Below are 18,203 nucleotides of genomic sequence, written 5' to 3'. Positions count from 1 at the left end.
ATAAAAAGGTATGTAGATTGTCGTTTATGGAATAAGGCAAGGACGTTTATGGGCATGCCGCTGGCGGTATCAAGACGCAAGCGGTCGCGGGCAGGAGAGAAACGTCACAAGCATTTGTTAGCGTCGAGTTCTTTGAACCTTGGAGAAACGCCGATGAAGCTTGCACCTCACCTTCTCGTTGTCGCCATGGGCCTGGGCCTCGTTGGCCAGGCGCTCGCCACTGAGCTCAAGCACTGGCCAGCGGAACAGGCCAAGGCGCTGGACGCGATGATCGCGGCCAACGCCAACAAAGGTAACTACGCGGTGTTCGACATGGACAACACCAGTTACCGCTATGACCTGGAAGAGTCCTTGCTGCCGTTCATGGAGAACAAGGGCCTCATCACCCGCGAAACCCTCGACCCATCTCTGAAGCTGATGCCGTTCAAAGACACGGCCGAACACAAGGAAAGCCTGTTCAGCTACTACTACCGTTTGTGCGAAGTGGACGACATGGTCTGCTACCCCTGGGTCGCCCAGGTGTTTTCCGGCTTTACCCTCAAAGAACTCAAAGGCTACGTCGACGAATTGATGGCTTCTGGCAAGCCGGTCCCGACCACGTATTACGACGGCGACAAGGTGGTCAACTACAACGTCAACCCGCCGAAGATTTTCACCGGTCAGGTCGAGCTGTACAACAAACTGATGGAAAACGGCATCGAGGTCTATGTCATGACCGCGGCTTCGGAAGAATTGGTGCGCATGGTCGCCGCCGATCCGAAGTACGGCTACAACCTCAAGCCGCAGAACATCATCGGCGTGACCACGTTGCTCAAGGATCGCAAGACCGGCGAACTGACCACCGCCCGCAAGCAGATCAGCAATGGCAAATATGACGAGAAGGCCAACCTGAGCCTTGAGTACACACCGTATCTGTGGACTCCGGCGACCTGGATGGCCGGCAAGCACGCGGCAATCCTGACGTACATCGACGAATGGAAAAAACCGGTGCTTGTGGCTGGCGACACCCCCAGCAGCGACGGCTACATGCTGTTCCACGATGTGAACGTGGCCAAGGGTGGCATTCACCTGTGGGTCAACCGCAAGGACAAGTACATGGACCAGATCAACGGCATGATGGCCAAGCACGCCGCGGCCCAGGCCAAGGAAGGGCTGCCAGTGACGGCGGACAAGAACTGGGTGATCGTCAAGCCGGAAGATATCCAGTAAACCCTGTGGGAGCGAGCCTGCTCGCGATGACGGCGGCACATTCAACATCGATTCCGACTGACACACCGCCTTCGCAAGCAGTCTCGAACAGTTGATCATCGATGGTTTGTTTCACTGCAAAAAAATGCCCCACCTTGTGGTGGGGCATTTTTTATTGCCGTCTATGGACGCTTACAACCCGTCGAGCATCGCCTTGTTACGCACCGCGCCCTTGTCGGCGCTGGTGGCGAGCAGGGCATAGGCCTTGAGGGCGGTGGTGACTTTGCGCGGACGCACTTCCACCGGCTTCCAGCCTTTGTTGTCCTGTTCAACACGGCGTCCGGCCAGTTCTTCATCGCTGATCAGCAGGTTGATCGAGCGGTTCGGAATGTCGATCAGGACTTTGTCGCCGTCGCGCACCAGGCCGATGGCACCGCCAGCAGCGGCTTCCGGTGAAGCGTGGCCGATGGACAGGCCCGAGGTGCCGCCGGAGAAACGGCCATCGGTCAGCAGTGCGCAGTCTTTGCCCAGTCCTTTGGACTTCAGGTAGGACGTGGGGTAAAGCATTTCCTGCATGCCCGGACCACCTTTTGGCCCTTCGTAGCGGATGATCACGATATCGCCGGCCTTCACTTCGTCGGCGAGGATCCCGCGCACGGCGCTGTCCTGGCTTTCGAAAATCTTGGCGTTGCCTTCGAACACATGGATCGATTCGTCGACGCCGGCGGTTTTCACCACGCAGCCATCCAGAGCGATGTTGCCGTACAGCACAGCCAGGCCACCTTCTTTGGAGTACGCGTGCTCGACGCTGCGGATGCAGCCGTTTTCACGGTCATCGTCCAGGGTTTCCCAGCGAGTCGATTGGCTGAACGCCGTTTGCGTTGGAATGCCTGCCGGGCCGGCCTTGAAGAAATGATGCACGGCTTCGTCGGTGGTCTGGGTGATGTCCCACTTGGCGATGGCCTCGGCCATGGTTTTGCTGTGTACGGTCGGCAGGTCGGTGTGCAACAGGCCACCACGGGCCAGGGAGCCGAGGATGCTGAAGATCCCGCCAGCGCGGTGCACGTCTTCCATGTGGTACTTCTGGATGTTCGGCGCGACCTTGCACAGCTGCGGCACGTGACGGGACAGACGGTCGATGTCGCGCAGGTCGAAATCGATCTCGGCTTCCTGGGCGGCGGCCAGCAAATGCAGGATGGTGTTGGTGGAGCCGCCCATGGCGATGTCCAGGGTCATGGCGTTTTCGAACGCCTTGAAGTTGGCGATGTTGCGCGGCAGCACCGACTCGTCATCCTCGCCGTAGTAACGCTTGCACAGCTCGACGATGGTCCGGCCGGCCTGCAGGAACAGCTGTTCGCGATCGCTGTGGGTGGCGAGGGTCGAACCGTTGCCCGGCAGGGCCAGGCCAAGGGCTTCGGTCAGGCAGTTCATCGAGTTGGCGGTGAACATGCCGGAGCACGAACCGCAGGTCGGACAGGCGCTGCGCTCATACTCCGCGACCTTTTCATCGGAAGCGCTGGAGTCGGCGGCGATCACCATGGCGTCGACCAGGTCAAGGCCATGGCTGGCGAGCTTGGTCTTGCCGGCTTCCATCGGGCCGCCGGAAACGAAGATCACCGGGATGTTCAGGCGCAAGGCCGCCATGAGCATGCCGGGGGTGATCTTGTCGCAGTTGGAAATGCACACGATGGCGTCGGCGCAATGGGCATTGACCATGTATTCGACGGAGTCGGCGATGATCTCGCGACTGGGCAGCGAATAAAGCATGCCGTCGTGGCCCATGGCGATACCGTCATCCACGGCAATGGTGTTGAACTCTTTGGCTACGCCACCCGCGCGTTCGATTTCCCGGGCAACCAGTTGACCCAGGTCCTTGAGGTGAACATGGCCTGGCACGAACTGGGTGAAGGAGTTGGCAATGGCGATGATCGGCTTCTTGAAGTCGTCATCCTTCATCCCCGTGGCGCGCCACAACGCACGGGCGCCGGCCATGTTGCGGCCATGGGTGGATGTTTTCGAGCGGTAATCAGGCATGGAGCACTCCGGGCGGCAAATCAGGTACGTATCAGGTATCAATGGGAAGTGAGCTTCTGTTGACGTCTGGAACACCCGGGTTTGGCCGTGTGTCCGGAAGTGGCCGATGACTTTGCAGGATCGCTGCGCGCCTCAGCATGAGCTCATAAACCCGCCGGGGATGAATGGCGATGAATGTCGCGATTCTACACCCCTGGCGTCAGGATGAAATGACGCAAAGCGCTGATCGGGTGCCAATGTCGTGCTCGGGATGACGACTGGCGATGTTCAACCCGTCAACAGCGTCCTGTGACGATGCCGGAGCAGGCCATTGAGTGCCAGCCCCAGGAGGCTGAGCAACATCAGGCATAGAGCCAGGGTGGTTTGCAGGTCCAGCGGAGTGAGGCTGAGCGCAGCGCTGGTCAAACCGCCGACAATGAAGATCAGCACGCTGCCCGCCGAGGCCGATGTACCGGCTTGCTCGGGGAAGATATTCATTGCTCGGGTGTGGGCCGCCGCACGAGCAATGGTCGTTCCGGCGGTGCACACGATCATGGGCAGTAGCAGCGTGGTGACCGACAAGCCCAGATGGCTGGAGAGCCCAAGCATCAACACTCCCGCCGTCAGGATCAGGCACAGCCCCGTGAGGATTTGCGTCTGTGGGTCGATCCGATTGCTCAGCACGGTCGCGACCGCTCCACCGCCGATATAGGCCAGCCCGTAGCCCAGCAACGTCAGCGAAAATGCCTGCGGCGACAGTTGCAGCTGGTCAATGAAAACCAGCGGTGAGATGACGATGAACGAGAAATGGCAGGAAAAAGCCAATGCTGACGTCAGCCAGTAGGCCATGAAGTTGAAGTCACTGCATACCGTCCGGTAGGACGCAATGAAGTCCGGGCGCCTGGGTTGGCTATCCGCTGGCAAAGGCTTGAGTAGAAGACTGGCGCTCAAGAACACACTGACAGCCAGGGCAATGAATACCAGGAAGCTGCCGCGCCAGCCCATCCAGCTTTGCAGTCCGGTGCCGGCCAAGGGTGAAACGGAAATGAAAATGCCACCGCAGGTGACCAGGAAAATCCGTAATCGCTGCTGCTCCTGGCCTGTAAACAGGTCCTGGATCAGTGCCTGAGAGAGCACGAAACAACCGCATCCCACGGCTTGGATGACCCGGAAAAGCAGGAAGGACCAGTAGTCATTGGCAACCACGCACCCGGTCGCGCCAACGGCCGAGACGATGATCCCGATCAGCAGCAGGTTCTTTCGTCCCATGGCGTCGGAAAGCGGGCCGACCAGCAGTTGGGACACTGCGATCCCCACTGCGAACAGGCTGACAGACAGGGCGATATCGGGCGATGGACGCTCAAAGTGTGCGGACAGCGCCGGAAACGAAGGCAGCACCACATCGATGGGGAATACGCCGAGCAAGGTCAGCATCAACAATAAGCCGACAGTGGCCGCTTTGCGTGTGGCGAGATCATGAGTGTCAGCCATCGATAAACCCCGCCTGGAAGAACCTCTGCCGATTGGGGTCGTCATCGAAGAAACCTGCCTGCTGCATGGCTGTGAAGGTCGAGACTGCCCCCGAGCGAACTCGCTGGGCGTGAGCGTCCGGTTGCAGGAGGTTTGCAACGATCTTCAACCCGTCCTGTTCGTCAAAGCCGGCGCTGGCGAGGCTACGCGTTAACCAAGGGATGTCGGGCTCGAAGTAAAGGCCGATGATGTCCAGCAGCAGCCTTGCGGCCAGAGCACGCTGGTCAGGGGCCAGGGCGGACCACAGATACTGGAACACCTCGCTGAAATAGCGACTATGGCGTGCCTCGTCCTCGAGATGATTCCTGAGTATCTGGTAAACCGTGGAGACCAAGGTCTCGCGGGTAATGGCCAGCAGCTCCTTGGCGATGATCGTTTCGGAAACGAACCCCAGCAGAAACCACGCCAGAGGGCGATCCGGGGGGCTTGTGGCTTCGATCACGCCCAGCAGGCGGTCGATGCGCCTGGGGAGCGAGCGGTCGCGGATGTCGTACAGGGCGACGATCTGTTCGGCCACTTCATTGGAAAACAGTGCGTGGTAACCCTCGTCGGTGTAGAGCTGCAGGGCGGCGGTTTTCATCTGGCTGGGGATGGGTACGCTCAGTTCGCCATGGACGATGGTTTCCACTGCGCGATTGACCACCCGGTGTTCGAGTAAGGTGGTGTAGTCGAGGAAGTACACCAGGTGATTGGCCGCCAGGCGTTGGGCAATGGCGCGCCCCGCCTTATTGATCAGCGGATGTTCGATATAGGGTATGAAGGCTGGCGCAAACCAGTCCCGACTGGCGAGTTGATGCTCCAGATCGTCGGGTAGGCGGTAGTGGTTTTTGCGCACGCGCACCGCAGCTTTTTTATCCCAGTCGCCCAAGGTGTAGCGCGGCCTCTGAGTGAAGGTCGGGCCGCTCATGATGCAGAGTCCTGGCCATTGACCAGCGCCATCAGCGCCTGGCAGTGGACCTGCCCATCGCCATGACCGCAGCCGACAAAAAACAACGGCTGTTCGGGAGTGTCTTCAAGGTCAAGCAGCCGTTCTACCTGACGGTCGCTCAATGCCCCGGTCAGCCAGGTCTTGAGGCCTAGCGCAGTCGCCACCATCAAAAAGGTCTGGGACACGTGGCCCGTTTCGACAAACGCCATTCGATAGGCGCGCGAGTGTTCGTACTTCCACCAGAGCTTGTCGAAGCGCGAAGTGATGAATAGCCCGAATGGCAACGGATTGATGAAGTGCTGTCCGGCTAACAATTGCCCCAGCGGTTCATCCGGAAGTGACCGGATCAGGCTCAAGGCATGTTCGGCCGGATGGTAGGCGTAGATTCCCGGCTCCAGCCCGGCCACGTGACGCACGTACAGGTAACCTTCGCAGGCATTCAGGCCGCCGCCCGAGGGGCTACTGCGTCGCGCGCCCAGCGTTTCGGGATGACCGGTCTCGTGAGCCAAAGGGCGCTCGTTCAGGTAACCCAGGGTCAGGTAGAGGAGGGTGCTGACCTGCTCGATTGAAATGGCTCGTTCGCTGAATGAGCGAGAGGTGCTTCGACTGACAAGCGTCTGTCCCAGCGAAACGTCCTCGATGTCGACCAGGGAGCAGGGCGTCAAGGCAATCCGGTCAACCGGGCACGGTTTTATGCGGCAGGCCGGCGGCGGTGATGATAGAACCTCTTGGCAATGCTGCAGGTACAGGGTTGCCCATTCCTCGACATTTTGGGGAACACTTTCGCAAGGAATATTTTTTGTGCCGATATGAAATATTCTGGATAACTCGTCCCATCGCCATTCGAGGGCTTCCTTGGGTTCTGCAGTCAATATGCCGGCATTCAGGAATTCAATGTCGAGGGGGTTGCAAGTGTCGAAGTGTGAAGGGTTGTGAATAAGTTGTGCCAGTCGCGTTGAATAATGCAGATCGAGCTCGAACTGAGTGTGCTGCTCATAGTTCCATACAATCTGGTGCGGCGGGCGCGCAAGTATGAAAACGCACGGATTTATATGCATTAAGGTTTTCCGCTGAGGGGGCGAGCATGGATGGGCTGAGGCGCCGGCACTCCTCAGCTCCACCCTTTACTTACTTAGCGGCCTGTTGGAACAATCAGGCCGGCCAGGTTTGCGATCTTGTTAGCTTCCAGATTGATTGCTTTCATGATACAGCTCCTTTTTTGAATAAGCGGTTTGAATAAATGTTGTTTTTTTCGAGGGTCATCACTTGCGAAGTGACAGTTCAATCATAGTTTTTAATGAGTGCTTGGCAAGCGGATATTGAGTAGGAAAGTTCCAGTAATAATGTGGGATGACTCATACAAAAAGTTATTTTGTAGGCTTTTGCTTAAGCGCTCGGTAACTTTTCACACGTGCAAAAAAAAACGCAGCCAGGGCTGCGTTTAATAAGGGTCAGCAAATGATTCAGCTGTTGGGCAGCAACCGGCAGGTGATGCTCTTGATGTAGCGGGTCTCGGCGATGGCTGGGTGTACCGGATGGTCCGGTCCCTGGCCCCCGCGTTCGAGCAGCTGGATGTTGCGGTCCAGGTGCCGGGCGCTGGTCAGCAGGATGTTTTGCAGGTCGTCTTCGGGCAGGTGCATCGAGCACGAAGCGCTGACCAGGATGCCATCCTTGCTGAGCAGGCGCATGGCCTGTTCGTTGAGGCGGCGATAGGCGCCTTCACCATTTTTCAGGTCTTTCTTGCGCTTGATGAACGCTGGCGGGTCGGCAACGATGACGTCGAAACGCTCTTCACTGGCCTTGAGTTCTTTCAGGGCTTCGAACACGTCGCCTTCAATGCAGGTCAGCTTTTCGGCAAAGCCATTCAACGCCGCGTTGCGCTCTACGCCATCGAGGGCGAAGGCCGAGGCGTCGACGCAGAATACTTCGCTGGCTCCGAACGCAGCGGCCTGCACGCCCCAACCGCCGATGTAGCTGAACAGATCCAGTACGCGCTTGCCCTTGGCATACGGCGCCAGGCGTGCGCGGTTCATGCGGTGGTCGTAGAACCAGCCGGTTTTCTGACCTGCCATGACTGGAGCTTCGAACTTCACGCCGTTCTCTTCCAGGGCGACCCACTCCGGTACGAGGCCGAACACGGTCTCGACGTAGCGGTTCAGGCCTTCGGCATCGCGGGCGGCGGAATCGTTCTTGAACAGGATGCCGCTGGGCTTGAGCACCTGGGTCAGGGCGGCGATCACGTCGTCCTTGTGGGCTTCCATGGTGGCCGAGGCGATCTGCACCACCAGGATGTCGCCGAAACGGTCGACTACAAGGCCAGGCAGCAGGTCGGAGTCGCCGTAGACCAGGCGATAGAACGGCTTGTCGAACAAGCGCTCACGCAACGACAGCGCCACGTTGAGACGATGCACCAGCAGGGATTTGTCCAGCGGCAGCTTCACGTCACGGGACAGCAGGCGGGCGCAGATCAGGTTGTTGGGGCTCATCGCGACGATGCCCAACGGCTTGCCGCCAGCGGCTTCGAGGATGGCCTGGTCGCCGGCCTTGAAGCCGTGCAGCGGGGTAGCGGCTACATCGATTTCGTTGCTGTAGACCCACAGATGGCCGGCGCGCAGGCGACGGTCGGCGTTGGCTTTGAGGCGCAGGCTGGGCAGGGACATGACGTCGCTCCGGAAAAAAGAGCGGGAGTATAGCGTGTTGCGGCCTGTGCGGGGCTTGTGATGGACATGTGGCGCGATTTGTCCGACGGTGTATCGGATCCATCTTTAAGGGTTAGAATCGCCGCCTGACCCAGAGTGTATGCCCATGTCCCAAGAGCTTTCCGCCGAACAGATCCAACAGTCCCTGCAAGGCATCAGTGTGCCGCCCCAGCCGCAGATCATGGTGGATCTGCAGATGGAGCAGTACATGCCTGATCCGGACCTGGAGACCATTGCCAAGCTGATCTCCCATGACCCGGGCCTCTCGGGTGCCTTGCTCAAGATCGTCAATTCGCCGTACTACGGCCTGCGCAACAAGATCACTTCGATCCAGCGCGCGGTGAACCTGCTGGGCAGCCGTTCGATCATCAACCTGATCAACGCGCAGTCGATCAAGGGCGAGCTGCACGATGATGCCATCGTCACCCTCAATCGCTTCTGGGATACGGCCCAGGACGTGGCGATGACCTGCCTGACCCTGGCCAAGCGCGTCGGTCTGGAAAACGGTGATGAAGCCTACGCCTTGGGGCTGTTCCATGATTGCGGCGTGCCGTTGATGCTCAAGCAGTTCCCCAACTACATGAGTGTGCTGGAGCAGGCCTACGCCAATGCCAGCGCCGAGTGCCGGGTGGTGGACACCGAGAACCGCGAATTCAACACCAACCATGCGGTGGTCGGGTACTACACTTCCAAATCCTGGCGCCTGCCGGACCATGTCAGCCAGGCCATCGCCAACCATCACAACGCCCTGGCGATTTTCAGCGATGAGACGTCACGCAACAACAGTCAGCTGAAAAACCTGCTGGCGATCCTGAAAATGTCCGAAAACATCTGCGCATCGCACCGGGTCCTGGGCAATCAGCCGGTCGATCATGAGTGGGCCTGTGTCGGCGCTCTGGTGCTCGATTACATCGGTTTGTCGGAATACGATTTCCAGACCCAGAAGCAGGAAATTCGCGACCTCGCCACGCGCTAAGCATCGAAAACCAGCACCAGGCCTTCGCCTTATTCGAGAACCCCCATGCCAGAACTGCCGGAAGTCGAAACCACCCGCCGCGGAATTGCTCCCCACCTGGAAGGGCAGCGTGTCAGCCGTGTGGTCGTACGCGACCGGCGCTTGCGCTGGCCGATCCCCGAAGACCTTGATGTGCGACTGTCGGGTCAGCGGATCGTGCTGGTGGAGCGGCGGGCCAAGTACCTGCTGATCAACGCCGAAGTCGGCACCTTGATCAGCCACTTGGGCATGTCCGGTAACCTGCGCTTGGTGGAAGTCGGCATGCCTGCCGCCAAACATGAGCATGTGGACATCGAACTGGAATCCGGCCTGGCCTTGCGCTACACCGACCCGCGCCGCTTCGGGGCGATGCTCTGGAGCCTCGACCCGCTCAACCACGAATTGCTGATTCGCCTCGGGCCGGAACCGTTGACCGATCTATTCGATGGCGAGCGTCTGTTCCAGCTTTCCCGAGGACGCTCCATGGCGGTCAAGCCGTTCATCATGGATAACGCGGTGGTGGTGGGGGTGGGCAATATCTATGCGACCGAAGCGCTGTTCGCCGCCGGGATCGACCCACGCCGCGAAGCCGGGGGCATTTCCCGGGCGCGCTATCTGAAACTGGCGCTCGAGATCAAACGCATCCTTGCCCATGCCATCGAGCGCGGCGGTACGACGCTACGTGATTTCATCGGGGGAGACGGCCAGCCGGGTTACTTCCAGCAGGAACTCTTCGTGTATGGCCGGGGCGGCGAGTCATGTAAGGTCTGCGGTACGGGGCTGCGGGAGATTCGCCTGGGCCAGCGCGCCAGCGTCTGGTGCCCACGCTGTCAGAGCTGATCCGTCCTGCGGTCTATAGTCCTATAGTCAGTTGTCATACTGCCTAGCCGAAGGATCGCCCGATGAATCTGCTTCGACCTGTCGTTCTCGCGCTGCTGTTGTGTCTCGGTTTGCCTGCCCAGGCGAACAGCGGCAGCGGCGACCCGCGCTACACCATCCAGAATCCGCCGGCCTACGCCATGATCGGCGACCTGCTGATCGCCCGTCCGCTGCTGCTCGCCGCCACCGTGATCGGTGCCGGGGCATTTGTGGTGTCGTTACCCTTTACGGCGTTGGGCGGTGGCGTCGGCGATGCGGGGAAGGCGTTGGTGGTGGACCCGGCGAAGGCGACATTTGTGCGGTGCCTGGGGTGTGTTGGGGAGGGGTTTGAGCAGGAGTGATGTCGCTGTGGCTGCGGGCCTCATCGCGAGCAGGCTCGCTCCCACAAGGGATTTTGCTTAAGACATGAATGGTGTCGCCACCACAGAACCCTGTGGGAGCGAGCCTGCTCGCGATGAGGCCGGCACAGGCCCTACAAAACTACCTGGCTCAAACCTTGCCAGTAATCTTGCGATATTTCGCCATCAACTGTTCTTCCGTTTCCGGATGGGCCTCGTCCAGCGGAATGCAATCTACCGGGCAGACCTGTTGGCACTGAGGTTCGTCGTAATGGCCGACGCACTGGGTGCAGAGGTTCGGGTCGATGACGTAGATCTCTTCGCCTTGGGAGATGGCCTCGTTCGGGCACTCGGGTTCGCAGACGTCGCAATTGATGCAGTCGTCGGTGATGATCAGGGACATGCAGGCTCCTGCCGGGGCGTTGGGCCCGGGCATCTGAAAAACGTATGTGCGCAATTGTGCCGCATTGGCGATCGCAGTGCACGCGGGCGCGATGGACTGCGCTGTGCTGGCTGCGAAGTGGACCGCAGCCAGCGGGTTATTTCTTGAAGCGCAGGGTCAACGCATCGGCCACGGCCGGGTGGACGAACTTGGTGATATCGCCGCCCAACGCCGCAATTTCGCGCACCAGGGTCGAGGAAATGAAGGAGTAGCGCTCCGACGGCGTCAGGAACAGGCTTTCGACGTCCGGCGCCAACTGGCGGTTCATGTTGGCCAGTTGGAACTCGTATTCGAAGTCCGAGACCGCACGCAGGCCACGCAGGAACACATTGGCGTTCTTTTCCTTGGCAAAGTGCGCCAGCAGCGTCGAGAAGCCGACCACTTCCACATTGGGCAGATGTTTGGTGACCTCGCGGGCCAGCTCCACACGTTGCTCCAGCGGGAACAGCGGGTTTTTCTTCGGGCTGGCGGCGACGGCGATGATCACATGGTCGAACAGGCGCGAGGCGCGTTCGACCAGATCGCCATGGCCCTTGGTAATAGGGTCGAAGGTACCTGGGTACAACACTCGGTTCATCGCGTCGTCCTGGCGGGTGTCCGTTGGGGAGTCGGATGGTATCGCAGCCTACTCGGTCGGCCAAGTCGGCTGTAAGGTAAGTAAGCACTATAGACAGTGCGAATAATCCGCCAACTCATGGGTTTTTCAAGCGATCGGCCAGGGATGTGGCCAATTGTGCCGTCAGCCCATACACCGATAATTGCGGATTGGCGCCAATGCTGGTGGGGAACAGCGAGCCGTCATGGATGGAAAGATTACTCAATTGATGATGTCGCCCAAGGCTGTCGGTGACGGCGCTTTTCGGATCTTCGCCCATGGCGCAACCACCCATCACATGGGCGCTGCCCAGGCGCGTGCGGTACAAGGCCAGGTCCAGGTCGTCGATCAGCGTACGGGCCTGGGCCAGGGTTTTCACGTAACGGGCGTCGCTGTGCATCGGCATGACCGCCCTGGCGCCGCCGGCAAACTGAATCTCGGCCATGCTGTGAAACGCCCGGCGCAAACCGTCCCAGGCATAAGGAGACACCGCATAGTCGAGCACAGGTGTGCCGTCGCTGCGCAACTGAACGTTGCCGCCGCTGCTGTCGGGGTGAAAACCATCGCGCAACAGCGCCAGCATGGCGTGGGTGTGGGGCAGTTGCGCCATATGCTCGGCGTTCTCGCTGCCAAACCCGCCCAGTAGCGCGGCGGCGAGGGCCGGGTGCAGGGGCGGAACTTCCAGTTTGTAGGACATCTTGCCGGTGGCGCCGTCCTGCCACTGGAAATGATCTGAATAAATCGATTGTGGTGCGCCGTAGAACGGATTGATCACCTCGTCGAATTGACCGGCCGACATGTTCACCAAGTGCAGGAAGGTGCGTTTACCCAGGCGTCCGTGCGGGTCGGGCGCTTCGGAGCGCAACAGCAAGGCCGGACTGTTGATGCTGCCGCCGGCCAGTACGTAGTGCCGCGCCTTGACCGTGACGTGCCGTCCTGTCGGTGCCACACAACGTTCGTCCATGGCCAGGCATTCGAGGCCGACAACCGCAGCGTTTTTGATCATCAGCCGTTCGGCCCGTGCCAGGTAAAGCAGCGCGCCGCCCTTGTCCAGCGTGGCCGGAATGGTGGTGACCAGCATCGACTGCTTGGCGTTGGTCGGGCAGCCCATGCCGCAATAGCCCAGGTTCCAGCAACCGCGCACATTGCGCGGGATGACGTGCCAGCTATAGCCCAGCTGTTCACAGCCTTTGCGGATCACGTCGTTGTTGGCATTGGGCGGAACCTGCCAGGGCGCCACCCCAAGGCGCTGTTCCATTTTTTCGAACCAGGGCGCCATTTCCGCGGGGCTGTGGCCCTTGACGTTGTGCTCGGTGGCCCAGTGATCCAGGGTCTGATCGGGCGTGCGGAAACAGGAGGTCCAGTTGATCAATGTCGTGCCACCCACCGCGCGACCCTGAAGAATGGTGATGGCGCCGTCCTTGCTCATGCGTCCGAGGCCTTCCTGATAAAGGCTGGTGTAGGCCTGCTCCTCGAGCAGCTTGAAGTCATGGCTGGTCTTGAGGGGACCCTCCTCGATCAACACCACCTTGTAGCCGGCGGCGCTGAGAATTTCTGCCGTGGTGCCCCCGCCGGCGCCGCTGCCGATGATCGCAACGTCCGCTTCCAGGGTCAGGTCCTGGGTCAACTGCGCACCGTTGTAGGTGGTCCAGCCGCGGGCAAGACCTTCGCGGAAGAGATCGGGTACGGGCATGTTGGTGTTCTCTTATTGTTATGAGTATGTGATGCCCCCTTGTGGGAGCGAGCCTGCTCGCGATGGCGTCGGATCAGCTGCATCTGTATTGACTGACATACCGCCATCGCGAGCAGGCTCGCTCCCACAGGGTTTGGATGTGACTGTTAAACCGTTGGCGGTCCCGGGTATCCACAATGCGCCCAGGCCTCGGCCTGGCTGTACCACGCCATCATGACCATTTGCAGCAACGAACTGTGCCCCTGGCGAAGCAGGTCCAGCGAGCTGTTTTCCCACCGACCGAGAAATTTCCGGATGTCATCGACGCTGGCGTTTTCCCAGGAGCCCCAGATTCCGGTCAGTGGCCCACGGGTAACACCCAGCGTGAGCACGTCGAATAACTGGTGCGTGAGCTTGAGCATGGATGGGGACAGATGAACCAGGGTGGTGTCCAGGCTTTGCAAGGTCGCTTCAGCGGCGCCAGGAAGCTTTTCAGCGACCACGGAGCCGTCCAGCATCACGGGAATGACGGCGCGCAAAAACGGCAGGTCGCTGTCACGCAAGGCTACAAAACCGCTGGCCGAGCGGCTGGGGCCGCAACCGCTCAGGCTGGCACCCAGCCCGACGGTGACCAGGAAGGCGCTGGCGCCGAGGCTGAACTGCAACAGGCCGCGTCGTGAGAGGGCAGGTGTATCGGTCAGGCTTGGATTCATTATTGTTATACCCGGAAAGACTGCTGCTAACGGACAAACAACTTCTGGATCAGTTTCTGGAGGGGCTTGCCGTAAGGTGGATAAATCAGTTTCGCCGCGTTGAACCGCTGTTTGCTCAGCACGCCCTTGGCCTTGCTGAACGTCAGGAAGCCTTCGTGACCGTGGTAGTGCCCCATCCCCGAGGCGCCAATGCCGCCGAAGGGCAGGTCGTCCTGGGCGACGTGCAGCAGCGTATCGTTCAGGCAAACGCCACCGGAATGGGTCTCGTTGAGCACGCGATGATGTTCGGCCTTGTTGTAGCCAAAGTAGTAGAGCGCCAGCGGGCGAGGCCGCTGATTGATGTAGGCAAATGCCTGGTCCAGGTCCTGATAGGGCACGATGGGCAGCAGCGGGCCGAAGATTTCGTCCTGCATGACGGTCATGTCATCGCTGACGTTGAGCAACAGGCTGTGGGCCATGCGTCGCCCCTGACCTCGATCGAACAACTCGATCAGCAATGCGCCCTTGCTGGTGGCATCGCTTATGTAGCCGTTGAGTCGCGCCAATTGTCGTTCGTTGATGATCGCGGTGTAGTCCGGATTGTCAGTCAGGGTCGGATAAAACCCGCGAACCGCTTCGCGATACGCTTCAACGAATTCGCCGACACGGTTCTGCGGCACCAGTACGTAGTCTGGCGCGACACAGGTTTGTCCGGCATTCAGGGTTTTGCCGAATGCAATGCGCTCGGCGGCGTCTTTGACGGGCACGTCCGCGGATACGATGGCGGGCGATTTACCTCCCAGTTCGAGCGTGACCGGGGTCAGGTTCTCGGCGGCGGCGCGCATCACATGCTTGCCAATGCTGGTGGCGCCGGTGAACAGCAAGTGGTCGAAGGGCAACCTGGAAAACGCCATGCCAACCTCAGCCTCGCCGAGCACCACGCACACCAGATCCTGAGGGAAAATGCGCGCCAGCAGTTGTTTGAGCAGCAACCCGGTGGCAGGGGTCGATTCGCTCAGCTTGAGCATCACCCTGTTGCCCGCCGACAATGCCCCCACCAGCGGCCCGATAGCCAGGAACAGCGGGTAGTTCCAGGGTACGATGACCCCGACCACGCCCAGCGGTTGGTACACCACTTTGGCTGACGCCGGCTGGAAGGCCACGCCCACCTTGCGCCGGGAAGGTTTCATCCAGCCCTTAAGGTGACGGCTGGCGTAATGGATGCCGTGCAGGCTCGGCATGAGCTCGGCCAGCAGCGTTTCGTCCGCACTGCGGTGGCTGAAGTCCTGGCTGATAGCGTCGATCAGTGCTTGTCGCTCGTTGCTCAGTAACTCGCGCAACGCCTTGAGCCATTGCCGCCGCTGCTCGGCAGGTGGCATGGGGTGGGCGGCAAAGGCCTGGCGCTGGGTGTCGAAAAGCGCTTGCAGTTCGCCCAGGTGCTGTTGAGATTCGCGCAGGTAAGCAACGTCGGCAGGCATGGGCGGGCACCGATAGTATTAGAGTGAGTGTTTTCTAGAGCTTGTGCTCTAAAAAGTCAACCGACATCCGTGACGCCTTTGGGTTTGTCCCGTGACCGATAGGTCGTAAGATGCCGTTCAATGCTTTCGTCGAATTAAAGCTCAAGCCATGGCCATACGAATAAAAACCAGCGAGCGCATCGTGCAGAACAGCCTTGAGCTGTTCAATCAGCAGGGTGAGCGCAGCGTCAGCACCAACCATATCGCCGCCCACATGGACATGTCCCCGGGCAATCTCTACTACCACTTCCCCAACAAGCAGGCGATCATCGCCGTATTGTTCAGTGAATACGAAAACCTGGTGGACAGTTTCCTGCGTCCGCCCCAAGGCCGTGCGGCTACTGTCGAGGACAAGCGCTTCTATCTGCAGGAGTTGCTCTCGGCGATGTGGCGCTACCGCTTCCTGCACCGAGACCTGGAGCACCTGCTCGACAGCGACCCGGACCTTGCCGCGCGCTATCGTCGGTTTTCCCAGCGTAGTCTGATTCACGGCACCGCTATCTACGAGGGCTTTGTGGCCGCCGGTATCCTGAAAATGGACCGGGTGCAAATCGAGTCTCTCACCCTCAATGCCTGGATCATCCTCACGTCCTGGGTCCGTTTCCTCTGCACCACACGGGAAAATTCCAACCATTTGAGCGAGCAGGCCATCAAGCGTGGGGTCTATCAAGTGCTGGTGCTGGAGGCCGGTTTCGTGACTGAGCAGGCCCGCGAAGCGGTGGATGCGCTGTTTAAGGAGTTCTATGTCCCCCTGGCCCAGACCCTGGAAGAAGGGGCGTAAGATTCAAATTCGATCGAGCCACAGGAGCCCGTTATGCCCATTGCGCAACTCATCAGTCCTCAAGCCCTGGAACACAGGCGGTCGCAGCCCGGACTGGTGATCCTCGATTGTCGTTTTGCCCTGGAGGACTCGGACTACGGCCAGCGCAGTTACGCCGAAGGCCATATTGCCGGGGCATCCTTCGCTGACCTCGAACGGGACCTGAGTGGGCCGGTCACCAAAGGCGTGACCGGCCGCCATCCGCTGCCGGAGCCTGAGGCCCTGATGAAGCGTTTGCGGGCCTGGGGGATCGGCAACGACAGTGACATCGTTTTGTACGATGACGGCCCTGGCGCCTATGCCGCCCGGGCCTGGTGGTTGCTGGCCTGGCTGGGTAAGCGCGATGGCGTTTATATCCTCGATGGCGGGCTCAAGGCTTGGCATGCCGCCGGCTTGCCCTTGAGTCTCGATCCAGCGGTCAACGGTCCCGGGACCTTCAGTGGTTCGCCGGACGCGACCCTGTTGCTCAGTGCCGAGGCGCTTGAGGAGCGTCTCGGTGAGCCGGACATGACCTTGCTCGATGCCCGGGCGTTGCCGCGTTTCAAGGGTGAGGTCGAGCCGATCGATCCGGTGGCCGGACATATTCCGGGCGCGCAGTGCGCAGCGTTCACCGAGAACCTGGGTGCTGATGGGCGCTTCCTGCCAGTCGACCAGCTCAAGCAGCGCTTTGCCGAGAAATTGGGAGGACGCTCGCCGACGGAACTGGTGGCCTATTGCGGCTCCGGCGTGACGGCATGCCATAACCTGTTTGCCTTGTGCCTGGCGGGGTATCCGTTGGGGAGGTTGTACGCCGGTTCATGGAGTGAGTGGATCACCGATCCCCAAAGGCAAGTGGCGGTCGGTGACTGAACGCAGGCCCCGCAGGAGATCGCAGCCTCGTTACGCTCCTCAGCTCCTACAGGACAGGCCCGCCAGCCAACCGGGGATTCGCCGCTCCAGATAATACCCTGGGCGGCGCAAGCTCCCGTCGACAAAGCCCACATGCCCGCCTTGTGCATGCAGTTCAAGCTGGGTAGAGGCAGACAGCTCGCCAGATTCGGGCAAGCTGTGGGGAAATACGAAAGGATCGTCGCAGGCCTGGATGACCAGGGTCGGCGTGCTGATCTCGCCCAGAAAGTAGCGACTGGAGGCGCGGCGGTAATAGTCCGCCGCGTCAGAGAAGCCGTGCAGCGGCGCCGTCACCCGTCCATCGAAGTCCCAGAAGGTGCGCATGTTTTCCAGGGAGCCCAGCGCTGTGAGGGTCGCCAGACCCTCGTGGCGTCCGTCGTGCTGGAACTGGCGTTGCTTGTTGCGCACGTAGGCCACCATCTCGCGCATGAAATGGGCCTGATAAAACCTGGAAAATCCCTGTCCGATGCGATCGGCGCACTGGTCGAGGCGAAACGGTACCGACACCGCGACCGCTCCTTGCAACTGACTGTCGCCCCCCGTTTCCCCCAGGTGCTTGAGCAGCACGTTGCCGCCCAGTGAATAGCCCACCGCAAACAGCGGTGCCAAGGGGCGGCGGGACCGTAGATGGGCGATGGCGGCGGCCAGGTCTTCGCTGGCCCCCGAGTGATAGCTGCGGGGCAACAGGTTCGGTTCTCCCGAGCAACCGCGCCAGTTCAACGCCACGCTGGCCCAGCCCTGATTGCCAAGCGCCTGTTGCAGGCCGGCCACGTAGGGCGAGTTGGAAGAACCGGTCAGCCCGTGAAGCACCAGCACCAGTGGCGCGTCGACTCGGTGGGGGCCATGCCAGTCGAGATCGAGAAAGTCGCCGTCTTCCAGCCACAGGCGCTCACGTTCCCGAGCGATGTGGATGGTCTTGCGCCACAGCGGTCCCCACAAGGTTTGCAAGTGCGGGTTGCCAAGGCCCAGGGCCGGGACGAAGTGTTCAGATGCAGCAGACACGATCAT

General features: G+C 60.3%; 17 protein-coding genes. 6 read left to right on the top strand and 11 right to left on the bottom strand.

Annotated features, from left to right (window positions below; genetic code table 11):
• The first annotated feature begins 153 nt into the window (after window positions 1-153).
• A complete protein-coding gene (locus tag GKKCFE_RS24295) occupies window positions 154-1,209 on the top strand; it encodes a phosphorylcholine phosphatase (protein ID WP_107321390.1) in 1,056 nt (351 codons plus the stop codon).
• 171 nt (window positions 1,210-1,380) lie between these two features.
• Here the strand turns inward: GKKCFE_RS24295 and ilvD are convergent, their stop codons facing one another.
• The 5 genes from ilvD to GKKCFE_RS24270 form a co-directional block, all read right to left on the bottom strand.
• Window positions 1,381-3,222 (bottom strand): dihydroxy-acid dehydratase, encoded by a 1,842-nt coding sequence (gene ilvD, locus GKKCFE_RS24290; RefSeq protein WP_047226039.1) that lies wholly within the window; start codon window positions 3,220-3,222, stop codon window positions 1,381-1,383.
• 267 nt (window positions 3,223-3,489) lie between these two features.
• Entirely contained in the window at window positions 3,490-4,692 is a 1,203-nt protein-coding gene (locus tag GKKCFE_RS24285) for an MFS transporter (protein WP_139048930.1), read from the bottom strand.
• The gene (locus GKKCFE_RS24280; RefSeq protein WP_445577195.1) at window positions 4,685-5,638 is read right to left on the bottom strand and encodes a diiron oxygenase; all 954 of its coding nucleotides are present in this window, start codon (window positions 5,636-5,638) and stop codon (window positions 4,685-4,687) included. Before GKKCFE_RS24280 ends, GKKCFE_RS24285 begins: the two co-directional genes overlap by 8 nt.
• Entirely contained in the window at window positions 5,635-6,717 is a 1,083-nt protein-coding gene (locus tag GKKCFE_RS24275) for a SagB family peptide dehydrogenase (RefSeq protein ID WP_445577194.1), read from the bottom strand. The genes GKKCFE_RS24280 and GKKCFE_RS24275 overlap by 4 nt, the downstream gene beginning before the upstream one ends.
• A gap of 405 nt (window positions 6,718-7,122) precedes the next feature.
• Window positions 7,123-8,319 carry a class I SAM-dependent rRNA methyltransferase gene (locus GKKCFE_RS24270; RefSeq protein WP_047226035.1) on the bottom strand — a complete coding sequence of 399 codons (1,197 nt, stop codon included), beginning with the start codon at window positions 8,317-8,319 and terminating at the stop codon, window positions 7,123-7,125.
• A gap of 199 nt (window positions 8,320-8,518) precedes the next feature.
• Here GKKCFE_RS24270 and GKKCFE_RS24265 point away from each other — a divergent pair, with 199 nt between their 5' ends.
• The 3 genes from GKKCFE_RS24265 to GKKCFE_RS24255 all read left to right on the top strand — a co-directional run bounded on the left by GKKCFE_RS24265 (window position 8,519) and on the right by GKKCFE_RS24255 (window position 10,572).
• Window positions 8,519-9,334 (top strand): HDOD domain-containing protein, encoded by an 816-nt coding sequence (locus GKKCFE_RS24265; protein ID WP_339490511.1) that lies wholly within the window; start codon window positions 8,519-8,521, stop codon window positions 9,332-9,334.
• 45 nt (window positions 9,335-9,379) lie between these two features.
• Window positions 9,380-10,192 carry a bifunctional DNA-formamidopyrimidine glycosylase/DNA-(apurinic or apyrimidinic site) lyase gene (gene mutM / locus GKKCFE_RS24260; RefSeq protein WP_445577193.1) on the top strand — a complete coding sequence of 271 codons (813 nt, stop codon included), beginning with the start codon at window positions 9,380-9,382 and terminating at the stop codon, window positions 10,190-10,192.
• A 62-nt stretch (window positions 10,193-10,254) separates the two neighbouring features.
• Entirely contained in the window at window positions 10,255-10,572 is a 318-nt protein-coding gene (locus GKKCFE_RS24255) for a hypothetical protein (protein ID WP_047226032.1), read from the top strand.
• A 148-nt stretch (window positions 10,573-10,720) separates the two neighbouring features.
• On the opposite strand, the gene GKKCFE_RS24250 is transcribed toward GKKCFE_RS24255, so the two are convergent.
• The 5 genes from GKKCFE_RS24250 to GKKCFE_RS24230 all read right to left on the bottom strand — a co-directional run bounded on the left by GKKCFE_RS24250 (window position 10,721) and on the right by GKKCFE_RS24230 (window position 15,448).
• Window positions 10,721-10,972, bottom strand: a complete 252-nt coding sequence (locus GKKCFE_RS24250) for a YfhL family 4Fe-4S dicluster ferredoxin (RefSeq protein ID WP_047226031.1) — start codon at window positions 10,970-10,972, stop codon at window positions 10,721-10,723.
• A gap of 136 nt (window positions 10,973-11,108) precedes the next feature.
• The gene (gene coaD, locus GKKCFE_RS24245) at window positions 11,109-11,588 is read right to left on the bottom strand and encodes a pantetheine-phosphate adenylyltransferase (RefSeq protein ID WP_007897855.1); all 480 of its coding nucleotides are present in this window, start codon (window positions 11,586-11,588) and stop codon (window positions 11,109-11,111) included.
• Between the two features lie 115 nt (window positions 11,589-11,703).
• The gene (locus tag GKKCFE_RS24240) at window positions 11,704-13,299 is read right to left on the bottom strand and encodes a GMC family oxidoreductase N-terminal domain-containing protein (RefSeq protein ID WP_445577192.1); all 1,596 of its coding nucleotides are present in this window, start codon (window positions 13,297-13,299) and stop codon (window positions 11,704-11,706) included.
• A gap of 146 nt (window positions 13,300-13,445) precedes the next feature.
• Complete coding sequence (locus GKKCFE_RS24235; protein ID WP_445577191.1) at window positions 13,446-13,991, bottom strand: twin-arginine translocation pathway signal protein; 546 nt, start codon at window positions 13,989-13,991, stop codon at window positions 13,446-13,448.
• A 26-nt stretch (window positions 13,992-14,017) separates the two neighbouring features.
• Entirely contained in the window at window positions 14,018-15,448 is a 1,431-nt protein-coding gene (locus GKKCFE_RS24230; RefSeq protein ID WP_047226028.1) for a coniferyl aldehyde dehydrogenase, read from the bottom strand.
• A gap of 148 nt (window positions 15,449-15,596) precedes the next feature.
• On the opposite strand from GKKCFE_RS24230, the gene GKKCFE_RS24225 reads away from it, so the two are divergent.
• Window positions 15,597-16,268 carry a TetR/AcrR family transcriptional regulator gene (locus GKKCFE_RS24225; protein WP_047226027.1) on the top strand — a complete coding sequence of 224 codons (672 nt, stop codon included), beginning with the start codon at window positions 15,597-15,599 and terminating at the stop codon, window positions 16,266-16,268.
• 33 nt (window positions 16,269-16,301) lie between these two features.
• A complete protein-coding gene (locus tag GKKCFE_RS24220) occupies window positions 16,302-17,156 on the top strand; it encodes a sulfurtransferase (RefSeq protein ID WP_139048936.1) in 855 nt (284 codons plus the stop codon).
• Window positions 17,157-17,195: 39 nt separating this feature from the next.
• On the opposite strand, the gene GKKCFE_RS24215 is transcribed toward GKKCFE_RS24220, so the two are convergent.
• Window positions 17,196-18,197 carry a hydrolase gene (locus GKKCFE_RS24215; protein WP_445577190.1) on the bottom strand — a complete coding sequence of 334 codons (1,002 nt, stop codon included), beginning with the start codon at window positions 18,195-18,197 and terminating at the stop codon, window positions 17,196-17,198.
• Between the last annotated feature and the right edge of the window lie 6 nt (window positions 18,198-18,203).

It is taken from the genome of Pseudomonas sp. E141 (assembly GCF_052659885.1).
This window is presented reverse-complemented; position numbering and strand designations above follow the sequence as displayed.

Coding starts and splice junctions, on each gene's coding strand:
- ilvD (WP_047226039.1), bottom strand. CDS start 3,222: ATGCCTGATTACCGCTCGAAAACATCCACCCATGGCCGCAACATGGCC.
- mutM (WP_445577193.1), top strand. CDS start 9,380: ATGCCAGAACTGCCGGAAGTCGAAACCACCCGCCGCGGAATTGCTCCC.
- GKKCFE_RS24285 (WP_139048930.1), bottom strand. CDS start 4,692: ATGGCTGACACTCATGATCTCGCCACACGCAAAGCGGCCACTGTCGGC.
- GKKCFE_RS24250 (WP_047226031.1), bottom strand. CDS start 10,972: ATGTCCCTGATCATCACCGACGACTGCATCAATTGCGACGTCTGCGAA.
- GKKCFE_RS24275 (WP_445577194.1), bottom strand. CDS start 6,717: ATGCATATAAATCCGTGCGTTTTCATACTTGCGCGCCCGCCGCACCAG.
- GKKCFE_RS24225 (WP_047226027.1), top strand. CDS start 15,597: ATGGCCATACGAATAAAAACCAGCGAGCGCATCGTGCAGAACAGCCTT.
- GKKCFE_RS24255 (WP_047226032.1), top strand. CDS start 10,255: ATGAATCTGCTTCGACCTGTCGTTCTCGCGCTGCTGTTGTGTCTCGGT.
- GKKCFE_RS24220 (WP_139048936.1), top strand. CDS start 16,302: ATGCCCATTGCGCAACTCATCAGTCCTCAAGCCCTGGAACACAGGCGG.
- GKKCFE_RS24295 (WP_107321390.1), top strand. CDS start 154: ATGAAGCTTGCACCTCACCTTCTCGTTGTCGCCATGGGCCTGGGCCTC.
- GKKCFE_RS24230 (WP_047226028.1), bottom strand. CDS start 15,448: ATGCCTGCCGACGTTGCTTACCTGCGCGAATCTCAACAGCACCTGGGC.
- coaD (WP_007897855.1), bottom strand. CDS start 11,588: ATGAACCGAGTGTTGTACCCAGGTACCTTCGACCCTATTACCAAGGGC.
- GKKCFE_RS24240 (WP_445577192.1), bottom strand. CDS start 13,299: ATGCCCGTACCCGATCTCTTCCGCGAAGGTCTTGCCCGCGGCTGGACC.
- GKKCFE_RS24270 (WP_047226035.1), bottom strand. CDS start 8,319: ATGTCCCTGCCCAGCCTGCGCCTCAAAGCCAACGCCGACCGTCGCCTG.
- GKKCFE_RS24280 (WP_445577195.1), bottom strand. CDS start 5,638: ATGAGCGGCCCGACCTTCACTCAGAGGCCGCGCTACACCTTGGGCGAC.
- GKKCFE_RS24235 (WP_445577191.1), bottom strand. CDS start 13,991: ATGAATCCAAGCCTGACCGATACACCTGCCCTCTCACGACGCGGCCTG.